Origin of the sequence: Thermococcus kodakarensis KOD1 (assembly GCF_000009965.1) — an archaeon.
GTDB classification, from domain to species: Archaea; Methanobacteriota_B; Thermococci; order Thermococcales; family Thermococcaceae; genus Thermococcus; species Thermococcus kodakarensis.
In genome coordinates this window covers 859226-881657 of sequence record NC_006624.1, presented here as the reverse complement: position 1 = coordinate 881657, position 22432 = coordinate 859226, and the positions used below count along the sequence as shown (strand labels likewise).

The 22432-nt window shown below is 51.7% G+C and carries 26 protein-coding genes; 6 read left to right on the top strand and 20 right to left on the bottom strand.

Annotation, left to right across the window (positions count from 1 at the left end):
• Nucleotides 1-5: 5 nt before the first annotated feature.
• The 3 genes from TK_RS04965 to TK_RS04955 are packed head-to-tail and all read right to left on the bottom strand — an operon-like array spanning nucleotide 6 to nucleotide 2690.
• The gene (locus TK_RS04965; RefSeq protein WP_011249959.1) at nucleotides 6-1142 is read right to left on the bottom strand and encodes an iron-containing alcohol dehydrogenase; all 1137 of its coding nucleotides are present in this window, start codon (nucleotides 1140-1142) and stop codon (nucleotides 6-8) included.
• A gap of 14 nt (nucleotides 1143-1156) precedes the next feature.
• Entirely contained in the window at nucleotides 1157-2446 is a 1290-nt protein-coding gene (locus TK_RS04960; protein WP_011249958.1) for an MFS transporter, read from the bottom strand.
• 28 nt (nucleotides 2447-2474) lie between these two features.
• Complete coding sequence (locus TK_RS04955; RefSeq protein ID WP_011249957.1) at nucleotides 2475-2690, bottom strand: hypothetical protein; 216 nt, start codon at nucleotides 2688-2690, stop codon at nucleotides 2475-2477.
• A 317-nt stretch (nucleotides 2691-3007) separates the two neighbouring features.
• Between TK_RS04955 and pfdA the strand changes: the two genes are divergently transcribed.
• Complete coding sequence (pfdA, locus tag TK_RS04950; protein WP_011249956.1) at nucleotides 3008-3448, top strand: prefoldin subunit alpha; 441 nt, start codon at nucleotides 3008-3010, stop codon at nucleotides 3446-3448.
• Nucleotides 3449-3459: 11 nt separating this feature from the next.
• Here pfdA and TK_RS04945 read toward each other — a convergent pair whose 3' ends face one another.
• Together TK_RS04945 and TK_RS04940 are read right to left on the bottom strand one after the other, a co-directional pair.
• Complete coding sequence (locus TK_RS04945; RefSeq protein WP_011249955.1) at nucleotides 3460-4386, bottom strand: SDR family oxidoreductase; 927 nt, start codon at nucleotides 4384-4386, stop codon at nucleotides 3460-3462.
• Nucleotides 4387-4421: 35 nt separating this feature from the next.
• Nucleotides 4422-4685 (bottom strand): hypothetical protein, encoded by a 264-nt coding sequence (locus tag TK_RS04940; RefSeq protein ID WP_143598683.1) that lies wholly within the window; start codon nucleotides 4683-4685, stop codon nucleotides 4422-4424.
• Between the two features lie 115 nt (nucleotides 4686-4800).
• Between TK_RS04940 and TK_RS04935 the strand changes: the two genes are divergently transcribed.
• Nucleotides 4801-5820, top strand: a complete 1020-nt coding sequence (locus TK_RS04935; protein ID WP_011249953.1) for an adenylosuccinate synthetase — start codon at nucleotides 4801-4803, stop codon at nucleotides 5818-5820.
• Here TK_RS04935 and TK_RS04930 read toward each other — a convergent pair.
• The 14 genes from TK_RS04930 to TK_RS04865 all read right to left on the bottom strand — a co-directional run bounded on the left by TK_RS04930 (nucleotide 5817) and on the right by TK_RS04865 (nucleotide 16774).
• Nucleotides 5817-6614 (bottom strand): hypothetical protein, encoded by a 798-nt coding sequence (locus TK_RS04930; protein ID WP_048053699.1) that lies wholly within the window; start codon nucleotides 6612-6614, stop codon nucleotides 5817-5819. The genes TK_RS04935 and TK_RS04930 overlap by 4 nt on opposite strands.
• Nucleotides 6615-6716: 102 nt before the next feature.
• A complete protein-coding gene (locus TK_RS11815) occupies nucleotides 6717-6950 on the bottom strand; it encodes a hypothetical protein (RefSeq protein WP_011249951.1) in 234 nt (77 codons plus the stop codon).
• Between the two features lie 400 nt (nucleotides 6951-7350).
• A complete protein-coding gene (locus TK_RS04920) occupies nucleotides 7351-8133 on the bottom strand; it encodes an alpha/beta hydrolase (protein ID WP_011249950.1) in 783 nt (260 codons plus the stop codon).
• 2 nt (nucleotides 8134-8135) lie between these two features.
• The gene (locus tag TK_RS04915; protein WP_011249949.1) at nucleotides 8136-8543 is read right to left on the bottom strand and encodes a type II toxin-antitoxin system VapC family toxin; all 408 of its coding nucleotides are present in this window, start codon (nucleotides 8541-8543) and stop codon (nucleotides 8136-8138) included.
• Nucleotides 8540-8815, bottom strand: coding sequence for an AbrB/MazE/SpoVT family DNA-binding domain-containing protein (locus tag TK_RS04910; RefSeq protein ID WP_011249948.1), 276 nt, complete (start codon nucleotides 8813-8815; stop codon nucleotides 8540-8542). Before TK_RS04910 ends, TK_RS04915 begins: the two co-directional genes overlap by 4 nt.
• 66 nt (nucleotides 8816-8881) lie before the next feature.
• Nucleotides 8882-9535 carry a hypothetical protein gene (locus TK_RS04905; protein ID WP_011249947.1) on the bottom strand — a complete coding sequence of 218 codons (654 nt, stop codon included), beginning with the start codon at nucleotides 9533-9535 and terminating at the stop codon, nucleotides 8882-8884.
• Nucleotide 9536: 1 nt separating this feature from the next.
• A complete protein-coding gene (locus TK_RS04900; protein ID WP_011249946.1) occupies nucleotides 9537-9821 on the bottom strand; it encodes an iron-sulfur cluster assembly protein in 285 nt (94 codons plus the stop codon).
• Entirely contained in the window at nucleotides 9811-10806 is a 996-nt protein-coding gene (locus tag TK_RS04895; protein ID WP_011249945.1) for an ArsA family ATPase, read from the bottom strand. Before TK_RS04895 ends, TK_RS04900 begins: the two co-directional genes overlap by 11 nt.
• A gap of 10 nt (nucleotides 10807-10816) precedes the next feature.
• The gene (locus TK_RS04890) at nucleotides 10817-11098 is read right to left on the bottom strand and encodes a hypothetical protein (protein ID WP_011249944.1); all 282 of its coding nucleotides are present in this window, start codon (nucleotides 11096-11098) and stop codon (nucleotides 10817-10819) included.
• An 11-nt stretch (nucleotides 11099-11109) separates the two neighbouring features.
• The gene (locus TK_RS04885; RefSeq protein ID WP_011249943.1) at nucleotides 11110-11394 is read right to left on the bottom strand and encodes a hypothetical protein; all 285 of its coding nucleotides are present in this window, start codon (nucleotides 11392-11394) and stop codon (nucleotides 11110-11112) included.
• Between the two features lie 40 nt (nucleotides 11395-11434).
• Nucleotides 11435-13174: a carbon starvation CstA family protein gene (locus TK_RS04880; protein ID WP_011249942.1), complete on the bottom strand. Its 1740-nt coding sequence runs from the start codon at nucleotides 13172-13174 to the stop codon at nucleotides 11435-11437.
• Between the two features lie 169 nt (nucleotides 13175-13343).
• Nucleotides 13344-15131: a sodium-extruding oxaloacetate decarboxylase subunit alpha gene (oadA, locus tag TK_RS04875; protein ID WP_011249941.1), complete on the bottom strand. Its 1788-nt coding sequence runs from the start codon at nucleotides 15129-15131 to the stop codon at nucleotides 13344-13346.
• Nucleotides 15132-15321: 190 nt separating this feature from the next.
• Nucleotides 15322-16167, bottom strand: a complete 846-nt coding sequence (fba, locus tag TK_RS04870) for a class I fructose-bisphosphate aldolase (RefSeq protein WP_011249940.1) — start codon at nucleotides 16165-16167, stop codon at nucleotides 15322-15324.
• A gap of 34 nt (nucleotides 16168-16201) precedes the next feature.
• Nucleotides 16202-16774 carry a hypothetical protein gene (locus TK_RS04865; protein WP_143598682.1) on the bottom strand — a complete coding sequence of 191 codons (573 nt, stop codon included), beginning with the start codon at nucleotides 16772-16774 and terminating at the stop codon, nucleotides 16202-16204.
• A 62-nt stretch (nucleotides 16775-16836) separates the two neighbouring features.
• Here TK_RS04865 and TK_RS04860 point away from each other — a divergent pair, with 62 nt between their 5' ends.
• The 4 genes from TK_RS04860 to TK_RS04845 all read left to right on the top strand — a co-directional run bounded on the left by TK_RS04860 (nucleotide 16837) and on the right by TK_RS04845 (nucleotide 21252).
• Entirely contained in the window at nucleotides 16837-17535 is a 699-nt protein-coding gene (locus TK_RS04860) for a biotin--[acetyl-CoA-carboxylase] ligase (protein ID WP_011249938.1), read from the top strand.
• 99 nt (nucleotides 17536-17634) lie between these two features.
• On the top strand, nucleotides 17635-18927 hold the full coding sequence (locus TK_RS04855) for a dicarboxylate/amino acid:cation symporter (protein ID WP_011249937.1): 1293 nt from the start codon (nucleotides 17635-17637) through the stop codon (nucleotides 18925-18927).
• A gap of 198 nt (nucleotides 18928-19125) precedes the next feature.
• Nucleotides 19126-20523: a CGP-CTERM sorting domain-containing protein gene (locus TK_RS12220; protein WP_232500620.1), complete on the top strand. Its 1398-nt coding sequence runs from the start codon at nucleotides 19126-19128 to the stop codon at nucleotides 20521-20523.
• 81 nt (nucleotides 20524-20604) lie between these two features.
• Nucleotides 20605-21252, top strand: coding sequence for an alanyl-tRNA editing protein (locus tag TK_RS04845; protein ID WP_011249935.1), 648 nt, complete (start codon nucleotides 20605-20607; stop codon nucleotides 21250-21252).
• Nucleotides 21253-21315: 63 nt separating this feature from the next.
• Here the strand turns inward: TK_RS04845 and TK_RS04840 are convergent, their stop codons facing one another.
• Complete coding sequence (locus tag TK_RS04840; protein ID WP_048053697.1) at nucleotides 21316-22323, bottom strand: hypothetical protein; 1008 nt, start codon at nucleotides 22321-22323, stop codon at nucleotides 21316-21318.
• Nucleotides 22324-22432 lie beyond the last annotated feature (109 nt).

Sequence of the window (22432 nt, the reverse complement as noted above, 5' to 3'; positions counted from 1 at the left end):
TGAATCTATAACGCGTTCAAAGCCTTCAGATAAAGCTCTCTTATCTCCTCTGGCTTTGGTTCAACGGGGTTGAACGCTATCAGCCCGTCGCGGTAGGCCTTTTCAGCCATCTCCTCAACCCTTTCAACAAAAGTCTCTTCATCAACAAGCTCGCTTAGCTTTGGAACTCCAAGGCGCTCGTTGAGCTCTCTGACGGCTTTTATCAGCTCTTCAGCACTCTTCAACCCAAGTTCGCGCGCTATCTCAGCATAGCGCTTCCTCGCATACTCACTCCTCTCGGCGTTGAACTCCATCACGTAGGGTATGAATATCGCGTTGAGTAAGCCATGGGGACCTACCCATGCCGCCTTGTGGCTCATCGCGTGGGCCAAACCAAGCCTGGCATTGAGAAAGGCTATCCCTGCCATCGTTGCCGCGTAGTGCATTCTTGCCCTCGCCTCGGGGTCACCTTCAACCGACTTCGGAAGCCACTCGAAGACGGTCTTTATCGCCCTTATCGCCATCGCATCGCTGAAGGGCCCAGCGACCTTAGTTGTGTAAGCCTCTATACCGTGGACGAGGACATCCAGGCCAGAATTCCTCGCAACTTCCCTTGGCATAGTCCTCGGGAGCCTCGGGTCGAGAATAGCTACCTCAGGTGCTATCTCCGGCGTTACGATGTTGTACTTTATCCCGTTCTTCTTCAGGACACTGGCCGCGGAAACCTCGCTTCCAGCTCCGCTCGTTGAGGGAATCGCGATGAGGGGAGTTTTTAGTTTTGGAACGGGCTTCGGCCTTGAGAAACGGTTGATGAAGGCTATCTCCTCAAAGACGAGCTCGGGGGCATCGTAGAAGACCTTGAGGGCTTTGGTCGTGTCGATAACGCTGCCGCCGCCCATGGCTATGAGGAGATCGGGCCCAAACTCCCTAACCTTCGGCAGGAACTCCTCAATGACCTCAACGCTCGGCTCCGCCGGAAGTCCTGATATACTCATAACCTCTGCTCCGGCTTCCCTAACGTAGTCCTCGGCCTCGCTTAGAAAGCCGTGCCTCTTCATAGAACCAGATGCCAGTATGAGAACCCGTTCGTGATCCTTGGCCTCGTCCTTGAGGCTCTCTAGTGAGTCCTCCCCCTCACTTATCCTCGTCTTGAGCCAGAACACGGTCATCACCGGAGTTAGTTGGATTTTCTGCTTTTAACGTTCTCGCCGAGGAGCGGAAGTATTGAAACCAGGAGGAGGGCAGTTGCAACCGTGAAGTTCACGGTAAAACCTAGCCCTTCCGTCAGAAAACCGCTGAGGAAGTTCCCCGCTATTGCACCCAGGGAGCTTATCATGTTGTACGTCCCTATCAGAGCGCCCCTCTTCTTGGGGGGAGCGAAGCGCGAGATTATCGAGGTTGTTGAGATTCCTATGTATGCCCAGGTGTAGCCTGCCAGGAAATACGAGACGAAGGCAAGGAGCGCAAAAACTTGGCCCTCAATTAGCGTGGATACCGCAAGGAGCGAGAAAGCAAATGCCCTAACTGAAAGCCCACGAATGAGAGCGAGGTAGCCCCCGCTCTTTTTGAGTTTCAGACCGACCCGCGTGTACATGAAGGCCGATATGGTGGAGTTCCCTATGCTCATGAGGTAGAGGTGAGTGGCACCGAAGCCCCTCGACTTAAGGAGAACCGGGAACTGGGTGAAGTAGAGCATTGCGCCTACCCAGAACAGGAAGGAGGAGAAGTAGAGCCTCCCAAACCCCTTCGTCGAGAATCTTGGCAGGTGAGTTATCATGTTCGGAAGGTACCTGAACTTCTCAACGACGTAGCCAGCGTAAACGCCAAGGATTTTTCTATCGATGTGAAGTGGGACTTCCCGTATTGTCTTTTTGCCCCATGGAAACGAGAGAAGCCCTATGACTCCAAGGGCAATGAAAGTTCCCCTAATCCCGAACAGGGGTGTCAAGAGCAGTCCTACTATTAAACCGAGAACCCAGGCCCAGCCGCCGATCTCATTGAACTTCCCTATCGCGTAGTCCCAGTCCTCAAGGCGGAAAGCCTTTGTTATTATGAGGATTGGAATGGGTATGGTAGTGGCTATGAAGAACGTGTAGGCCGCGTTTATGGCAATAACCTGGTGGACTGTGCGGGCGAGGGCAAAGCTCATGGTCATTATTGCAGTCCCGAGAAATCCAAGAAGCAGGAATGCCTTTCTCCTGTTGAGCCTGTCGCTGAGCTTTCCCCAGAAAAGGCCGCCGAGCATTGAGAATGTACTGCCCACCGCGTTAACTATTCCAACATCCGCCGGCCCACCGCCGACGTTCATTGTGAGGAGCGGAATCAATGGTGCAGCTCCACCGGTGGCGACCTTAAACGGGATAAAAGAATAGAACCATCTGCCAGGGTCCGGCCGGTACCGCATTTGGCGACGCTTTTCGAGGGTCTTGAGGGTGGTCTTCTGTCTCTTTACCGGCCGGCCCTTCATGGGAGCACCTCAAAAAGGGAGGGAGAATTCAGTAGTCATCCTCGTCTTCTTCCCAGTCCTCATCCCAGTCTTCTTCGTCCTCCCAGTCCTCGTCCCACTCTTCCTCTTCTTCCCAGTCCTCGCCAAACTCTTCTTCGTCCCAGTTCTCGTAGGCTTCTTCGACTGCTTCGAGGGGCTCGAAGTCCTCTTCCTCTTCTTCCTCAACCTTCTTGGGCTGGACCTTCTTCCTGGGTGGGTAGTACATACCGACCACCTCCCCTCCTACGAGGGGCGTCAGATGTGGAGCTAAAGGGTTTATAAACTTTGCTGCGCTGATTAACAGCATATCTTTTGCTTTCTGAAGGATTTAAGCTCGATTGTCTTTGCTATGGCAAAAATATGGTCTCTGAACGAGAGGAATGATTCCTATCAACATCAGTCAGTAATAATGAGATGGGAAACAATGTCATGAGTAGATGGTTGACGGGAGCCATTTTAGACTGCTCTCTGTCATGCGATTTGAGTTGCTAGTTTAAGCTAAAATCTTAAAAGCACCGCCCCGGACTTACTCCGGTGGTTGAAATGGCGGAAGACACCAAGAAGCTTGAGGAACTCGCGTACCAGTACCAGCTCCTCCAGGCTCAGGCTCAACTGCTCGCCCAGAACCTTGAGCTCCTGACTCTGGGGAGGAACGAGTTCCAGGCGGTCAAGGAAACCCTCGAAGGCCTTAAGAATGAGGAGGGTGAGTTCGAGATCCTTGTTCCCATAGGGGCTGGATCGTTCCTCAAGGGCAAGATCGTTGACGCCAAGAACGCGATAGTCAGCGTAGGTGCTGGCTATGCCGTCCAGAAGAGCCTTGATGACTCTATTGAGTACCTCGAAAAGCGCATAAAGGAGTACGAAGAGGCGATAGCAAAGACACAGGAGGCCCTTAAGAAGCTCGAAGCCCAGCTGGGAGAGCTGGCCAGGCAGGCTCAGGAAATCCAGCAGAAGCAGGCGATGGGCTTCAGCGTTAAAAAGTGAAGGAATTGCCCCTAAGGATTATTTTTGGCGTACCATTCTACTGTTTTTTTCAGTCCTTCTTCAAGAGACCACTCTGGCTCAAAGCCCAGCTTTCTAATCTCGCTTATGTCGGCCCTGCTGTGTCTTATGTCACCAGGCCTCGGTTTATCAAAGACTACCGAGCTAGTCGTTCCGGTGATTTCTATAATCTTCATAGCGAGTTCAAGGATCGTGGTCTCTCTCCCTGTCGCGACGTTGAAAACCCTTCCGTTAGCTTTTCTGCTCTCGGCTACCAGAAGGTTAGCCTTAACCACGTCCTTGACGTAGATGAAGTCCCTCGTCTGCTTTCCGTCGCCGAAGATAACGAGGGGTTCACCCTTCAGCGCGCGGTTGATGAAGATGCTTATCACTCCCGCGTACTGGTTGGTGCTCTGCCTCGGTCCAAAGACGTTGAAGTAGCGGAGAGAAACAACTGGCAGGCCGTAAAGCTCGTGGAAGACGCGGAGGTACTCCTCGGCGGTTGCTTTGGTCACCCCGTAGGGGGAGAGTGGTCTAGGTCTCTCAGTCTCCTTTAGTGGGAGGTTAGGGTTGTCTCCATAAACAGCTGCGGAAGAGGCAAAGATCAACTTCCCATGCCCTTCGAGAAGTGCTTTAATAATGTTGAGCGTTCCGAGGACGTTGACCTCCTCAGTAAAAACCGGATCCCTGATGCTCTCGACGACGCTCACCTGGGCGGCCTCATGAAAAACGTAGTCGGCGTTGCTTATCAGCTCGGCTATTGCCTCGTAGTCTCTTATATCGGCTTTGACGAGCTTCGCCCCTGGTGGAACGTTTTCTTCTTTTCCAGTGTATAGATTGTCGATGATTACCACATCGTTGTCCTTGATAAGCTCCCAGGCTATATGAGAGCCTATAAAGCCCGCTCCCCCAGTGACGACAACTAACTTATTTTTGATCATGGTGAGACCCTTCAGCTTTAAGGCAGCTGGCCCTTTTAATACTTTCTTTTCTTCAACATGTCGATGAGAACTTCCTTTTCTGGGAGCTCTCTGCCGCTCCGCGCCAGATACGCAAGGTCTTCCAGAACGAGCGCCACCTTCTCAAGGGAGTCCTTTGTAACGTTCCAGGGGGTAGCGTATCGGAATTCCACGATCTCAGCCAGATCATCGAGGTCCAATTCTCCAAGCTTTTTACCGTCCTCTGTTCTCACGATAACGCTCCTCCGCTCGGGGTTTATCTCCAGGCAGGCCGTAGGCATCACCATATAAAAATCCGCGTAAAGAGATTTAATACTTTCGAGGCGTTATTAACGAATAGATGTCAACATGGAAAGCATTATAAACCCCTTATTGACTTAGACATGGGTAAGAGCCATGCCGAGCTACATCGTCGTTGGAGGTCAATGGGGAGATGAGGGCAAGGGCTCTGTTATAGCCTATCTGGCCCTCAAAGACGAGCCTGAAGTCATAGCACGCGGCGGCGTTGGAACTAATGCCGGCCACAGCGTTTTCATCAACGGCAAGAAGTACGCGGTGAGGCAGCTCCCAACTGGCTTTATGCAGACCAAGGCGAGACTTCTCGTCGGGGCTGGCGTTCTCGTTGATCCAGAAGTCTTTTTCCACGAGCTCGAACACCTGAAGGACTTCAACGTTCGGGGGAGGGTTGGGATAGATTACCGCTGTGCCATAATCGAGGAGAAGCACAAACAGCTGGATAGAAGCAACCACCACCTGCACGAGGAGATTGGAACCACCGGGAGCGGATGCGGGCCGGCAAACGCCGACAGAGTTATGAGAAGGGCAAAGCTCGCAAAGGACATTAAGGAGCTTGAGCCTTACCTGACGGACGTTGCTGCTGAAGTGAACGATGCCCTTGACGATGGAAAGCTCGTTCTAATTGAAGGCACTCAAGGGTTCGGACTGAGCCTCTACTACGGCACTTATCCCTACGTCACTTCCAAAGACACGACGGCATCTGCCATTGCGAGCGACGTTGGAATTGGCCCGACGAGGGTTGACGATGTCATCGTCGTCTTCAAGAGCTTCCCAACGAGGGTCGGTGCAGGGCCGTTTCCGACTGAGATGCCTCAGGAAGAGGCTGAAAGGCTTGGGCTCGTCGAATATGGTACTGTCACAGGCAGGAGGAGAAGAGTGGGCTGGTTTGACTTCGAGTTCGCCCGCTACTCCGCGAGAATAAACGGCGCGACGATGCTTGCCCTCACGATGCTCGACAAGTACGACGGGGAAGCCTTCGGTGTCACTGACTACGATAAACTTCCGAAGAGGGCAAAGGAGTTCGTTGAGGAAATCGAAGAAAGGGTAGGCGTTCCGGTTGGACTGATAAAGACCGGGCCAGAGCTGGAGCACGTCATTGACAGAAGGGAGAACATTTAGGGGAGAAACTTCAGGATCTTACCTTTGATCTCTTCTCTTTTAAGCTTTGAAATTTCTTCAAGGGAATAGTCCTTTTCAAGCCAGCAGATGAACTTATAGCCAATGTAGTAGCCTAAGAACCGCTTCCCAAAGAGGGTATACCACGAGCCGAAAAACGGGTTCAGGGGTTCTTTTTCCTGTATCCTTCTCAAGAATTCGGCCTTCAGGAGTCCCTCGTTTTCTTCACACCACTCGAACCATCCCTCCTCCTCTAGGTGCCAGGGCCTTCCGATGATTATGTCCTCAATCCGTTGGGCGAACCCCTCTGTATACAGCAGGAACATCTGCTCATCCTCAAGCCGCTCTATGTTTTCTCCCCTTAAAAGCCAGTGAACCAGGTGCCCAAACTCGTGGACAACTAATCCCTCAAGTTTGCTGTACCACTTAAGCTTGGCTATTGCCTCCAGACCGAAGAGAATCGGGGGTTTTCCAAGGAATTCGGTCACCCATCCGGCCCCGTTTTCAATGCCTATGTAGAGAACCACGTTGTAGTCCTTCGGTTTGATTCCAAAAAGCTCCTCAATCTTTGTTTCCATCCTTGGGAGAACTTCAAGCAGCTTTTCGTGGGCAAGGATGAGCTCCTCCATGTTTCGTTTTAAAAGTAACTTCGTAAACCCCTTCCAGTCCATTCCATAGCGCTCATAGTCCCACTTTACCTTCCCAAATAGCTCAGGGTATCCCCGAATATACCGGAGCCAGCTGTCTACGGTCCCGTTCCACTCCTTAAGGAACCTGGGAAAAGTATCGACGAGCATAGAGGCCACCCGAGAGTGCATATATCAACCTCAAAGCGAGTCTCCCAACAGGATTCTTCCACCTTGCTCGATAAAAGGGTTATGATAAACGCTAACTTTACCCTACAGAGCAATTTCAAAAATCCACAGCAACCCTCCTGCCGAGACGAATGCCAGGAACTCTATCAGTGCACCGAGAACGAGTTTTTTCCATGTCTTGATGTGTTTTCTCTCCCTTTGTCTCAAGCATTTCTCCGTCACGAGAACTGGAATGGCCTTGTAGGAACCATAAACCAGCAGAACGTAGAGCCATGCAACCGGGTTGAAAGAGAGAAAGACCGCCCCCATCTGCTCCATAAGTATACCAGTGGCGCCCCTATCCAGAACACATCTTTCCAGCTGTAGTCGTACCTTCGAATGGCCAGTCCCCAATAGAGAACGAAGGGGAAGTAGTAGGCGAAAGCGAGGTACAGGTCTGTCAGTGGATCCGGGTTGAGGAGTATCTTTTCCTCAGGGGAAAGTTTGAGGTTGTCAATTATGGCAAGAACCTCAACAAGATAGGCTGAAGCCATGCCAACGACCAGATATGTGCCGAAATCTCCGCTATGGCGTTCGTAAGCGGCCCAGATTTTTTCTCTGAATTTGTGAACAAACCCCAGAACAGTGAAAATTAGCCAGGTGGTGCCTAGTCAGGGAAGTGTTAGGAGGGGAATCAAAATGGAAATATGGAAAAGGCGTTCCCTATTGACTTTCATTCTCAAGCCTTCTCTGAATGCTTTATAAGCCACTCCACGATCGTCTTGTGGAACTCCTCGCCCCATTCGGGATCCTCAAATATCTCGTGGTAAGCACCCTCGAACTCCCTGATTTCCTTGTCCTTCACCTTGAGCTCCTCGAAGAGCTTCCTTGAGCCTTCGGGGGGTGTTATAACGTCACCTGTGCCCACAAGCAGGAGAATGGGTACTTCAATTCTGTCCGCTTCCCTGTGAGCTAGCTCCATGTTCTTGAAGATGCTCATTCCGAGCTTTGTTGAGATTCTGTCGTGGACTAACGGGTCTTCGATGTAGCGCTTCACCGCATCCGGATTCCTTGAAAGGAGGTTTGGGTCAATGCCGTTGGAGAGTGTCAGACCGGGGGCTATTCTTCCCAGAACCTTGGCGAGGGCAACCATAAAGCCCGGTGTTTTGGGGCTTTTGGCCAGGGCCGGGGAGGACGCGACGACCCCGCGTATCTTATCCGGCCTGGTCTCGGCATAGCGGATGACGGTCAAACCTCCGAGACTGTGTCCGAAGAGGAAGGGCTTTTCACCTAATTCTTTAATTATGGAATCAATTATTTCCATAGCCTCTTCGACGCTGGTGTGCCCCCTCTTTCCAGGGCTCTTCCCGTGTCCTGGCCAGTCAAAGGTATAGACGGCAAAGCCAGCCTCGTTGAGCATCGAGATGAGCTTTCCGTACCTCCCGCTGTGCTCTCCAAGGCCATGAACCAAGACTACCCAACCCCTCTCAGGATTTCCGAACTTGGCTTTGTAGATTTCCATGATTACACCTCCAGCCAGAGCCTCTTAATGGGAAGTTTATCAAAATCCTCATCCTCACTCACAATAGCCTGAAGGCCGTTGTTCTGAATCGTCGCGGCGTGGAGGGCATCTGAAGGGCGAAGGTGGTACTTGAGAATTATTTCTTTGGCCGTGAGGTAATCCTCAAAGGTGATGGGAAGCACCCTAACGGCAGGCAGTACAACGTCTTCTATGAACGATATCGTCTCAGGATAGCTCACCCCGTATTTTCGTTTAGAAACGTGAATGAGCTCGTCCAAAACAAGGACGTTCGTGTAAGCTTCATTCTCTCTAACCAGCTCTGCATAGAAGCGATCGAGCCTCTCGGCGAGTTCATCGTCTATGTTGGCGTTTAAATAGACAAAAAGGTTGGTGTCAATGAGCAGCCTCATTCCTCAATCCCCCAGACCTCGTCGAACTCGTCTTCAAGGCTCACTCCTTTGAGTTCCCCAAGTTTAGCTGGTTTCGCGCCTTTCCTCTTTTTGTGGTACTCCCTGAGCTTTTTAAGGAGTTCTTCCGTGTCCGGCACTCTCCTGATGACGAGTGCATCTTCCCTTGGTTCCACTATAACCTCCCCGCCCTCCTTAATTCCGTAGGCCTCCCTGAAGACTTTGGGAATTACTATCTGGCCCTTTGGGCCGACTTTCAGGCGGATACTAACCACCGGTATCACCAAGTATAACTTGAAGTTTAACTCATAAAAGGGTTGCGCCGCGAAGAAGGGAAAAGGTCAAGAGGAGAACGGGCTTTCTTTGAGCTTCTCGTTGACAAAACGTACTATTTTCTCAACGTCCTTCCTTATCGTGTCCGGCTCGGGCTTCATCTGGACGTAGAAGACGTTCGTCTTCGGTGTAAGTGCTACGTGTTTGATGTTCTCTGGCTTTGGGAGACTTTCCACGAGGGATTTAAGCTTCTCAACGTCGCGCTTCTTCTCAAACAATGCTTCGTACTTCTTGCCCGCTATCTCGATTTCCTCCCTCTGCAGTAGCTCAGCGTTCTCGATGTCGGGCCTGAGCCTGTAGTAGCCCTTCTGGATGAGGTGAGCCTCGCGCTTGATCTGGGCAAAGGGTTTGATGACTATGAAGAGCTTGTCGTGTCTGCTCGTGACCAGCGAAATCGGGAAGTAAAGGATGCTGTGCCTTGGAAGGAGTGTAAGAGTGTACTCGAACTCCCTTATGTTGTCGCGGTTTACCTTGTACTCCGCGCGGAAGCCAATGTAACCGCCGAGCCACGTGTAGTTTTCGTCCTCTGGCTTCACGACGTCCTTGATCATCCTTATGTAGTGCTCCATGAGGATCAGGTTCATCTTCCTCCCGCGGTAGTACTGGATCACAGATATCCCAGCCAGTACAAAGATTATCGTAAACAGAAGCTGATTGTCCATCTCAATCCTCCTCCGGATAGTATCTCGTAAGATTTCTGGCTTCGAGTATTTCAAGTTTTGGCACATCATCAAGGGCCTTAACCACATCCCTAACAATTCTCCATCTGACCGGCCAGCTGAGGGCGTTCTGGAACGGGTGCCGTATTCCCTCGGCGAGCCTGAGGTAAATTTTAACACCATCTTCGTCAACGGTAACCCTCTCAACGAGGCCGAGGCTGACTATGTCCATCTCCGTTATGGGCTCATTCACCCTGCGGAGTCTGTCGTATATTTCCTCAGCGTTCACCGATTATCGCCCCTCCAAGTTCTCTGAGCCTCTCAACGCCGCGGGGCTCTTCGGGAAAGATGGGTATCTTCACGATGTCAACCCCTTTGAACTTTTCAGAGACCTCCATTAGCACTCTCTCCTGTGCCTCCAGTTTGGCTTTCAGTTCCGGGACTTCTCCCTTCAGCTCGAAGACCTTGTTCATTACTATCATGTTGAACGGAATCCTGAACTTTTTGAGGCTCTCGTAGGCCCTCTCAGTTTCATACAACGGGAGCATCTCAGGGTTCATAACGGCCACAACGCTCGTCTTATCGGGGTCAGTGAGGACACTCTCAACGAATGCTACTTCTTTCCTGTAGGCCTTCAGCTCCTTCATCACGGGGTCTTCCTCTTCCTTGGTGGGGAGCTTTATCCGCTCTCCTTCTACCACGAACTCCTGCTCGCCGTGGATGTTGGCTATCGCGGCCCTTCTCTCCAGAATTGCCCGCCGTATCTCGATGAGCTTGTCCGTCCAGATGAGTGATATCCTCGGGAGCGCGAGAACCCTGAGGGTCAGTCCCGTAGGGGGAGTGTCGAACACTATAACGTCCCATTCGTCGCCTTTCATCAGTATCTCCTTTACAGCCTCCAGCGTTGCGTACTCCTCTATCCCCGGTGAAAAGCTGAGAACCTCGAAGTACTTTTCGAGGTTTATGACAGTCAGGTAGCGGTACATGTGCTTGAGGTTCTCCTCTAGGTGCTTTAGATAGCTCTTTATCAGCTTCTCCATGTCCAGCTCGCTCGCGTAGAGATTCTCCGCTATCTTTTTTGGCTTATCTGAGAGCTTCTCCATCAGAACGTCCCCGAGGTTGTGCGCCGGGTCGAGTGAGACTATGAGGGTTCTGTAGCCCTTGTCGGCGAGGGCAACGGCAGCTGCCGCAGAGCTCGTCGTCTTGCCGACTCCGCCTTTCCCTATGAAGAAAACAACACGGTAGTCTTTCTTCGGCAGGAAGAATTCTCGCATGGCTACCACCTCATGTGATTTCAAACATCCCTGCTAGCTCGCCAAGAATGTCGTCCATTTCAACGGCCCTTCTCTGCATCACGTACAGCTCGCGAGTCATGTGTGGGAGGAGCCTTATAACCAGAGTCGTTGGCGGACTCGGTATTCCTACGAATTCCCCCATGAGGGTGAGAGCGAAGACGTTCTCAAGCTCCCTGAGCTCAAACTCAAGGTATTCGGTTGAATTGTGCTTAAACGACTCTGCAAACCCTTTAAGGAAAGCCTTTATATCTTCAAGGGCTCTTTTAGGCATTTTTATCCCCCTCAAACGCCTATCCATCCGCTTTTCATGGAAACCTCTTTCTTGCTCTTCTGCTCCATCACGTACAGCTCCCTAATGACGTATGGAAAGAGCCTGTATGTAAGCACGGTCGGAGGATGGGGCAGGCCTACGTAATCTCCAAAGAGTATGAGTGCGAATATGTTTTCAAGCTCTTCCTCTTCCCATTTTATCCCCTGGATATAATATAGTTCAAACCCCCTGTGAAACTCCCAGAGGAAGCGAAGCGGGAGAGTGAGCTTTGAAACAATATCTCTGATTTTCCGCATCCCCTGTCCCTCAAAAAAAGGTTGAAAATATGAAAGAACTTCAGGCCGCAGCTGCAGCGTACTCCTCTTCTGGCCTCTTCCAGGCAATGTAGAAGTCCCATGCCAGGAGGAAGTTCAGGAGCAGGCCGATGAGGAGCGATCCCTTGACTGCTATGAGGGTGCTTCCGCTCAGCGGCACTACTGCTATGTACCATATCAGTGCTGCAGTCACGGTTATCCAGAGGAACAGTGCTGGCAGGAGGACGGCCCAGGACCACTTTCCGGCCCTCTGGACCTTGGCGGCCCAAAGGGCTGCAGTCATCATTGCTATGCTTGCTAAGAGCTGGTTCATTCCTGCGAAAGCCGGCCAGAGAACCTTGTAACTTGCACCCCAGGCAAGCCAGGTGCCGAGACCGGCTATGATTATTGAGGCAACCCACTTATTGGTGATAGTCTTCCATATACCCTGGCTCGTGTCGGCGATCATTCCGAAGAGCTCTTGCCAGGCGAACCTTCCAAGTCTTGTGGCGGTGTCGAGGGAAGTCAGTGTGAAGGCCGAGACCCAGAGGGTAGCGAAGGTCTTTCCAAAGGTCTCGCTTACGCCGTAGAACTCGCTGACGCCCTTAGCGTAGCCTCCGATGAAGGTTCCAAGACCGCCCTTGGTAATGTATTCCGTTGCCCACTTGGCAGGTTCAAGACCTGTAAGCTGGACGCCGTAGACCGCTATGGCCGTTATGACAATGGTTGAGAGGAAGCCCTCTGTAAACATGCCACCATAGCCAACGAGGAGACCGTGAATCTCGTTGTCAAGTTGCTTGCTTGAAGTTCCGGAGCCGACGAGGGAGTGGAAGCCGCTGAGTGCACCACACGCTATTACAAGCGGCACCGTTGGCCAGAACGGTGAGGGAACTGCCTCAGTACCCTTGATTACGTAGGCGCTCCAAGATGTGTATGCGGGTGCGGTAAAGTCCTTGGCGAGCAGTACAAAGGCTATGCCTCCGAAGAGCAGGCCGAACCAAAGGATGTATGCGTTGAGGTAGTCTCTGGGCTGGAGGAGAATCCACACAGGGAGGGAAGCGGCTACGATAATATAAACCAGCAGGATTATGTTCCAGTAGTGGTATGCGGTGGTGTAGGCGGCGGAGGTTGTGTCGGTCTGACCGTTAACGAAGACAAGCGGGTGGTTAAGGCCTATCCAGACAGATATGGCCAGCAGCACAAGTCCTATTATCGTTGCCACTGTGAAGTTCATCTTCATCTTGTAGAGCAACCATCCGAGGATGACTGCCACCAGAAGGAAGAGCAGGGTTGCAGTTGCCGCCTCGGGGGTTATTGTCAGGAGTTTGGCAGTTACCGCGACGAACGCAGCTACAACGAGCAGGAGGGTAAACCATATGTAAAGTTCGAACGCCACTCCAGTCCTCTTGCTCATGAGCTTTCCTGCAATCCACTGGACGGACTTACCATCATAGCGGACAGATGACATCAGTGCGAGGTAGTCATGGACGGCACCAATGAAGACGTTTCCAAACCAGACCCAGATCAGTCCCGGCAGCCAACCCCAGGCCATTGCCACCGCAGGACCGACGATTGGTCCCGCACCTGCTATCGAAGCGAAGTGGTGTCCATATAGGACGAGCGGGTGTGCTGGGACGTAGTCAACGCCGTCGTATAGCTTGTGGGCCGGCGTTGGTCTGTTGGGGTCGGCCTTAACAACCTTGTTCTGAAGGCTCTTACCGTAGGTGAAATACATGGCCACGTATATTGCAGCGGCCACCAGAACAATTACAGCAGAGTTCATTCCTGCACCTCCATTTAAGTTTTGCACTTCAATGTACACTTTCCGTACTTAAATGTCTTTCGGAAATGGGCTGAAAATATTTCGATTTTTAACTTGGGGGCATAAGAAAGACCTTCAGTGCTTTGTTAGAACCTTTTTGAGGGCAAAAATTGAAAAGACACTCAGAAAGTCACCCTATTTCTATTAGTGGGTCGCCGGTGTTTACGGTGTCGCCTTCTTTGACTAGGATTTTCTTTACGACACCGTCCTTAGGCGCTGGAATCTCGTTCTCCATCTTCATTGCCTCAAGAATGAGGAGTCCCTGTCCAGTCTTAACCTGCTCGCCCTCCTTCACGAGGATTCTCAGGATTTTGCCCGGCATTGGGGCGGTGACGACACCCTCACCAGCGACGGTGACTGGTGATGGTGCCGCTGGAGCCGGGATGGGAGCTGGAATCGAAGAGGGAGCACTTGGAGTGGAAATCGTTTGGGATGCAGAGATAGCTGCTCCCGCACTTGCCATCTGGGGCAGGTATCTGAGCGCGCTTAGATCAACACCTTCAATTCCCACCTCGAACTCAACGCCGTCCACGTAGAGTTTGAACTTCTGGGCGGTAGGCGGCACCTCTGGGGCCTTCCTTCCCTCTTTCCTCGCCTCGAAGAACTCCAGCGCTACCTGCGGAAAGAGGCAGTAGGTCAGAAGGTCTTCCTCAGTCGGGCTGTACCCCCTTTCTTCAAGCTCCTTCCTGCACTTTTCAAGCATAGGTTCAAGAAGGTCAGCCGGCCTGACCGTTATGGGCTCTTCGTCGCCCAGGATTTTCTTCTTGATTTCGGGGTTTATCTCCGCTGGCGGCCTTCCGTAGAGGCCCTTCACGTAGTCCTTGACCTGCTGGGTTACCCTTTCGTACCTTCCAAAGAGGACGTTCAAGACGGCCTGAGTGCCGACTATCTGGCTGGTGGGGGTGACGAGCGGCGGCCAGCCGAGGTCTTCCCTAACGCGCGGTATCTCCTCAAGGACTTCGTCGAGCTTGTCCAGGGCGTTCATCTCCTTGAGCTGGCTTAGGAGGTTAGAGAACATTCCACCCGGAACCTGGTACTTGAGGACGTAGGGGTTGACCATCAACGCCTCCTTGTGGAGCAGTCCCCAGTACTTCTCCTCCAGGAGCTTCTTGAGGTAGCGCGAGACCTCGTGGATTAGCTCGCGGTCAAGATGAGAACCAACTGCCTTGGGGAGGGCGTGCCATATCGTCTGAATCCCGGGCTGTGCAGTGCCGAAGGCTAATGGGCTTATGGCGGTGTCTATGAAGTCAGCTCCCGCTTCCACGGCCTTGAGATAGGTGGCAACGGCCATTCCCGTAGTGGAGTGGGTGTGCACATTGACGGGAACACCGTATGTCTCCTTTATCTCGCTGACGAGCTCGTAGGCTTTCCAAGGTGTCAGCAGACCTGCCATGTCCTTGATCGTTATTACATCCACGTCAAGGGCTAAAAGTTCCTCGACCTTCTTCATGTAGTATTCGAGTGTGAACACTTTACCCGTTGTGTAGGCTATTGCCCCCTGAACCTCAGCACCGACTTCTTTAGCCTTTTTTATCGCCACCGCCATATTCCTGATATCGTTGAGGGCATCGAAGACGCGGAAGATATCTATTCCGTTCTTATGTGCGAGCTCGACGAACTTTTCGACGACATCATCCGGGTAGTGACGGTAGCCGACGAGGTTCTGGCCACGGAGGAGCATCTGTAGCTTCGTCTTCTTTAGGTACTCCCTTAGAATGCGGAGTCTCTCCCAGGGGTCTTCTCTCAGGTAGCGGATGCACACGTCGAAGGTTGCCCCTCCCCAGACCTCCATGGAGTAGAAGCCGATTCTGTCCATCTTCTCAGCTATGGGGAGCATGTCCTCTGTTCGAAGGCGCGTCGCTATTAGTGACTGATGAGCGTCTCTAAACGTCGTATCTATTATCTCGACCCTTCCCATTCTCCTCACCTGTTTATATGTTCTTAGCACTGTTTTTAACGTTATCGGCTTTTGACGATACAATTTTAGGCATTAAACGAACAGAAGAGTACCCCAATGCCGTTTCTAAAAGTTGGGGAACATAAACGAGCACTAGAGTTCCAGTTTCATTGAAAAGCATCTCTATCCGAAACGAAAAAGTGGAAATGAGTCAAATAAGCCCCTCGGCCTTAGCGGCCTCTTCAGGATCCTCGTTTCTGTGGATGACCCTTATGAGGGCCTTTATCATCGGCTCTGGATTCTCGCGCTGGAAGATGTTTCTTCCGACGACGGCTCCAGCCCCTCCAGCCTCGATGACATCCCAGACAACCTTCAGGAAGTCAACGGGGTTGTCAGTCTTTGCTCCACCGCTGAGGAGAACCGGGACGCCAGCGGCGGCGTCAACGACCTTGGCGAAGGTCTCCTTTGATCCCGTCCAGTAGGTCTTTATCATGTCAGCGCCAGTCTCGGCTGCGGCCCTTGCACCGTACATAACGACGCGGTAGTCCTCCTTCTTGCCGTACTTCTCGTTGATGTAGGGCCCGCGCGGATAGGCAAACTGGACAACAGGGAAGCCCAAGTCATGGGCGTAGCTCGCTATCTCCGCGAACTGGCGCATCATAACGTCTTCCTGTGGTGAGCCCCAGTAGACGGTTGCCGCTATCGCATCGGCGCCGAGCTTTATCGCGTCTTCAACGTAACCGAGCTGGCTCTGAAGGAGCTGCTCCTCCTTTGGCCTTAGCTCGGTCTTGCTCGTGAGCTTTATCATAAGCCCCGTGTCCGGCTTGAGCTCGTCGCCGGCCATCCTGACGATGCCGGGGAGCATCATGACTCCGTCAACTCCAGCCCTGACGACCTTCCTAATGATGATCCTCGGGTTAACGTGCTCCCAGACGGGCTCAAAATCGGTCGGCCCGTGTTCGAAGCCGTGGTCCATGGCGAATATTAGAGCCCTTCCGTCCCTGCGGAAGAATCTCTTAAGCCTCCTCCTAATCCCAACGCTCTGGTATGCGTCCATACTAATCACCAGGAGTGATATACAAAGGGAGGATTTAAGGTTTTCCATTGTCTCCCCAGTACTCTTCCCACCAGAACTCAAGACTTGAAAAGACCTGCTCATCCGTCTCCTCTTCCTCGGGCCCCATTAAAAATCCCTCACCAATCTCATCAAGGTCTTCGTTGATTGCTATGGGTGCCCACAGGTCAGATGCAGTCAGGTCGTCAATAATCGACCAGAGGAAATCCCTCATTAGCTTTTCAACGTATTTAACTTTCTCCGGAGATATTGCCCCAAGATTGTTTTCGATGAGTCCCTCTGCTTGAAACTCTGCCCTCACACTCTGCCTCTCACGCTCAACCTCTAAGGAATGAACTTTAAGCCCCCTTGACTTCAAAACATCGAGAGCAGTTTCCTCGTCCCAGTATTCGGCGGGGCTTTCCCTGAACTTTTCAAGTATGGCCTTGAGGTACACCGGGAGAACATCCTTTACAGGTCTTGTTTTCACTAGTGCAATAAACCTGACGGCCTTCTTCCTGGAAGTTCTGGAGCCAACTATAATGAGATTTCCTGTGTCGTCATCAAAACTGAAGCCATCTGGGGAGACATGCAACACCATTTCAGACACCCCGCATAGGTTTCTCCAAAACAGTTTAAACTCCTTCCCGAGTTTTAATCTCGGGAGGGCTTATGGAGTGGAACGTCATTCGCCTTGATGAGGTAGACTCGACCAACGAGTACGCGAAGAAGCTCATTCCCGATGTCTCTGAAGGAACAGTCGTAGTTGCAAAGAGGCAGACCTCCGGGAGGGGAAGGAAGGGTAGAGCCTGGGCTTCTCCCGAGGGCGGCCTGTGGATGAGCGTCATCCTGAAGCCTCCCATGATCGACCCTAGGCTCGTATTCGTGGGTGCACTGGCAGTATCGGACACACTGAGGGACTTCGGCATTGGTGCATGGATAAAGTGGCCCAACGACGTCTGGGTTGGAAACAGGAAAATCTCTGGAGTCCTAACGGAAGTGAAAGGTGATTTCGTGATCATGGGGGTAGGTCTCAATGTGAACAATGAAATCCCAGATGGTCTAAAGGAGACTGCAACCTCCATGATGGAAGCCCTGGGGGAACCCGTTGACATTGGGGAAGTCTTGGAAAGGCTGCTTGAGTATCTCGGCCGCTGGTATAAGACATTTCTTGAAAACCCGCCTTTAGTTGTTGAAGAAGTTCGCGGGAGAACGATGCTAATCGGGAAGGAAGTAAGAGTCCTGCTCGATGGCAATGACCTCGTTGGCAGGGTAATCACCATATCAGATGACGGCTCCCTTATTCTGGACGTTGATGGACAGACAGTTAAAGTAGTGTATGGTGATGTGTCAGTTAGAATTAACCGATAAGTTTTGACTTTTTGACAATTTTCCAGGGACAACCCTAATAAACTTCCTTTTTTAACTGGATTATGCTGGCAATAAGCCAGCCAATAAGGGGGTGAAAAGATGGGAAAAAGCCTCCTGAGGCGGTATCTCGACTATCCCGTTCTGTGGAAAATTCTCTGGGGTCTGGTTCTCGGTGCAGTCTTCGGCCTGATAGCGGGACATTTCGGCTATGCGGGGGCCGTTAAGACCTATATCAAGCCCTTCGGTGACCTCTTCGTCAGATTGCTGAAGATGCTCGTGATGCCGATAGTTCTAGCGTCGCTCGTAGTCGGTGCGGCAAGTATAAGCCCTGCTCGTCTCGGCCGCGTCGGCGTCAAGATCGTCGTCTATTACCTCGCTACCTCCGCCATGGCAGTTTTCTTCGGTCTCATCGTTGGCAGGCTCTTCAACGTCGGTGCCAACGTCAACCTCGGGAGCGGTACCGGGAAGGCCATAGAAGCTCAGCCTCCCTCCCTCGTTCAGACTCTACTCAACATAGTTCCAACGAACCCGTTTGCCTCGCTCGCCAAGGGTGAAGTGCTCCCAGTGATATTCTTCGCGATAATCCTCGGAATAGCGATAACCTACCTCATGAACAGGAACGAGGAGAGGGTCAGAAAGTCGGCCGAGACCCTCCTGAGGGTCTTCGATGGCCTTGCCGAGGCTATGTACCTCATAGTCGGCGGCGTCATGCAGTACGCACCGATAGGTGTCTTCGCCCTCATAGCCTACGTCATGGCCGAGCAGGGCGTCAGGGTCGTCGGGCCGCTGGCGAAGGTCGTTGGAGCTGTATATACCGGCCTCTTCCTTCAGATAGTCATCACCTACTTCATTCTCTTGAAGGTCTTCGGCATTGACCCGATCAAGTTCATCAGGAAGGCGAAAGATGCTATGATCACCGCCTTCGTCACCAGGAGCTCAAGCGGAACCCTCCCTGTTACAATGCGTGTTGCCGAGGAAGAGATGGGCGTTGACAAGGGAATATTCTCATTCACCCTGCCGCTCGGTGCGACGATAAACATGGACGGTACTGCCCTCTACCAGGGTGTCACGGTTCTCTTTGTCGCCAACGCTATCGGCCATCCGCTCACCCTCGGTCAGCAGCTCGTCGTCGTCCTAACGGCAGTTCTGGCCTCAATAGGAACCGCCGGTGTTCCCGGTGCTGGTGCAATAATGCTCGCAATGGTCCTCCAGAGCGTCGGCCTCGACCTTACGCCCGGAAGTCCGGTGGCGCTTGCCTACGCCATGATACTCGGCATTGACGCGATCCTCGACATGGGGAGGACGATGGTCAACGTCACCGGCGACCTGGCTGGGACTGTTATCGTTGCCAAAACCGAGAAAGAGCTGGACGAGAGCAAGTGGATCTCTTGATGGCCCCTATTTTCATTACCCCTATTCTTACTTTTGATGTCTTGGACATTCACCGCTTGTATTTGTGTGGGTTAAAATCAAGTGAATACACGTTAGAATCTTAATCTCACGCTGGTAATCGGCAGAGCTTCAACCGATGAAAAAGGTTAAAAACCTCCCTGAGTCCCTACTAGGAGTGAGTTAATGGGGGAAATTCTAATGAAGAAAGTTGGTGTTTTGTTATTGATTGTTTTGGCGTTCGGAGCAATTGCCGTGCCGAGCTTTGGCGCCGATGCGTATTCCGAGAAGGTTGAGCAGAAGTACACTGTCCACTGGGACGGTTCAGCAGATTTAAAGTTCATAACGACCCTCTATGGACCCTCAGACATGCTGAACAGTACCAAAGAGGGTATCTTAAAGGTGGGTCTGGAGAACGCCACTGAAATGCTTGTTAACCAGAGGGTTCAGCTCTTCTCGCAGCTTGGAATGAACCTGGCAAACGCCTCGGGCACCGTTAAAGGGTATGATTCTGATGGGCCTCTAATCACAGAAATTACGGGGAAGGTACTCGACTTTGCAAAATACTACTCCTACGATGGGATCTGGGAAATAGAGCTTGATGTTCTTCGTACCCTCCAGATCTCACAGGTTGACCTCACATCTCTAAACAGGACGTTCGACTTTGAAGACCACTACTCGATAGTGCTCCCGGAGGACGCCGAGATCGTGAGCATTCCGTCGGACTATTCGAGGGAATCGGGTAAGAGCTACGTGTCGATAAACGTTGATGTTCACGGGAACGAGATAATCGTGGACGCGCGTATGCACTTCGATGAGAACATAACAAAAGATGACCTCCAGAAGCTTTACAGCGACTTTCAGCCGTTTATCATCCAGTATCGCGGAAGACCTGGCCAGGAAGGGAACTATTCAGTATGGAGCTCAAAGACTGAGACCAATATTACGATCGGCAAAGAAGAAACAGTGATCGATACCCTGATGGAATACATAGCCCCAGAAGACTACGTGAACTATCTCAAACTCATGGTTATGTACCAGGGAGAAGATGCAATCATACAGTCAATTTACCAGAACAACCTCCTTGCCTTCCAGCAACAGGGGATAAGTGTGAAAGACTGGAGCATAAAATTCGAGAACGTAAACTCCACAGCACCCCTACGGCTGCGCTTCCACTGGGTACTGGCTAACTACACCAAGGCCAACAACAACACCTACGTCCACGACCCTTCCCTCGGGCTCCGCGATGTCTCGGTCAAAGGAAGGCTGACGGATGGGATCAACCAGACTACAACGATCAGAATTATACTGCCTGAAGGCTCGAAGTTCACACAGATTCCGGATGACATACATGTTGAGGCCAACGGAAGCCAGATAACTATGAAGGTCACAAAGGTCAGCGACAAAGAGGTAGTTCTTGAAAGCAGCGCTTACGTAAGGTATGGTATGCTGGCCAGGGACTACTTTGCCATGATGGAGAAAGTCCCTGAGAGAGTTGAAGTCAAGTACAACGTAGAAGAAAAGACGGGCAGTACCTGCGGTCCGGCGTTCCTCGTAGGCCTTGCCGTCGTGCCTCTTCTCCTCAGGAGAAGGAAGTAAAAGCTTTTCCTTTAGCTTTCCTTTTCTTCAATTTCGATACCCATTTAAATGGCGACAGCTTATTTTCCTCTGGTGATGAGAATGGCCACGAGGAAGCTCTACTACGAGGACGCCTACTTGAAGGAAGCCAAGGCAAAGGTTCTGGAAGTAAGGGACAACGCTCTCCTTCTCGACCAGACGATATTCTACCCGACCGGCGGCGGTCAGCCCCACGACCGGGGCACGATAAACGGCGTTGAGGTTCTCGATGTTTACAAAGATGAGGAGGGCAACGTCTGGCACGTCGTTGCTGAACCAGAGATGTTCAAGGTTGGGGATGAGGTCGAGCTCAAAATCGACTGGGACTACCGCTACAAGCTGATGAGGATACACAGCGCGATGCACCTGCTCGACCACGTGCTCAACGAAGTCCTTGGAAAGGGCAAGTGGAAGCCTTACGGGAGCGGGATGAGCTATGAGAAGGGCCGCTACGACATAGAGTACCCGGAGAACGTGAACCAGTACAAGGAGAAGATAATCGAGCTCTTCAACCGCTACGTTGACGAAGGCGGCGAGATGAAGATATGGTGGGAAGGAGAAACCAGGCTGACCCAGATAAGGGACTTCGAAGTCATCCCCTGCGGCGGGACGCACGTGAGGGACATAAAGGAGATAGGCCACCTCAAGAAGCTCAAGCGCTCCAGCCTCGGAAGGGGCAAGCAGAGGCTCGAAATCTGGCTTGAGGAATGAGTTTGGAGCTTTCTGAGTTTTAGATTTCCCGCACTCAAATCGACTGGCCGTGTACCTACGTTTTCAGCCTTTTTTTCTTGACCTCAGGAGTGCGGCCAGCGAGAGTACAACCGCAATGAAGCTTAGTGCTAAGGATACCCTACCCAAAGGACTATCCTTCTCTTCGTAAACCCTGTCCGTGGCATAAACGCTGACCGCGTAGATGTCTTCACTTGGAATTCCACCGAGGAATTCCATAGACTTTATGCCCAGTGAGTCAAGCTTTGTTTTAAAATACACAGTTCCATCGTTCCAGACCCACAGAGACCCTCTATTAAAGCCCACAGTCAGTTTTAGTGCTCCCCTTGGTAGTGAATACCTACCGCACGCTCTCCTGGTCCATTTTCCATAGCATACACGACCATCTTTAACGTAAAGCTCCTTAGTCTCGCCCTTTGAGGTAGTAAACTTAAAAAGGGTGAAATTGCTCCCATTCCAGAGAAACTCCCCCTCAACTTCGACGTTTCCAAAATAGGAGTATATACTAATGCGATAACCATCGTGCTGGGGAAATATAAAGGGAAACCCACCTATTGCTGGATAATACGATTGGTATGGAATGATAACGTATCCATAAACCTTGGTTATGAATTTAGCTCGCTCCCCACTTACTTTTACGAAAACTTCCCCAGAGGGTTTCTCCTCGCTGATGTCAATCCAGTAAGAAGCGGGAGGTTCTGCCAGAGCGGGTGTCCTGTCGATTTCTTCACCTTTCCAAGATACCTCAACATCCAGCGGGAGTTTTGGGACATACGTCCCGTTTTCATATATAGTATCGCTTTCAAGGTAGATGGCTATGAGTTCCCAGGGAACGTTTATTCTAAAGGTGCCGCTTCCAAGGTTTCTAAACCAAACCTTCGTGAGCAGATACCTACGGTACTCTCCCCTAATCGTATCGGAAAAATATCTGGCTGATACTGAGGGGTAACGGAGACGTTGATTGGGCAGGTTGTGTTTAGATAGGGCTTGGGGTTCTTTTCGCGGGGGAATACGTAGCTGGAGAGTCTGAATTCTCCACTCCGGTTGATACAAAGGGCAAAGCTTTGAAGTGAGATGCCGTCGTCGAAAACTCCCACCACCCAACCGGTGCAGGAGGCGTTGTAATGAACAGTCGCGTCGTCGAGCACGTATCCTGGGGGGC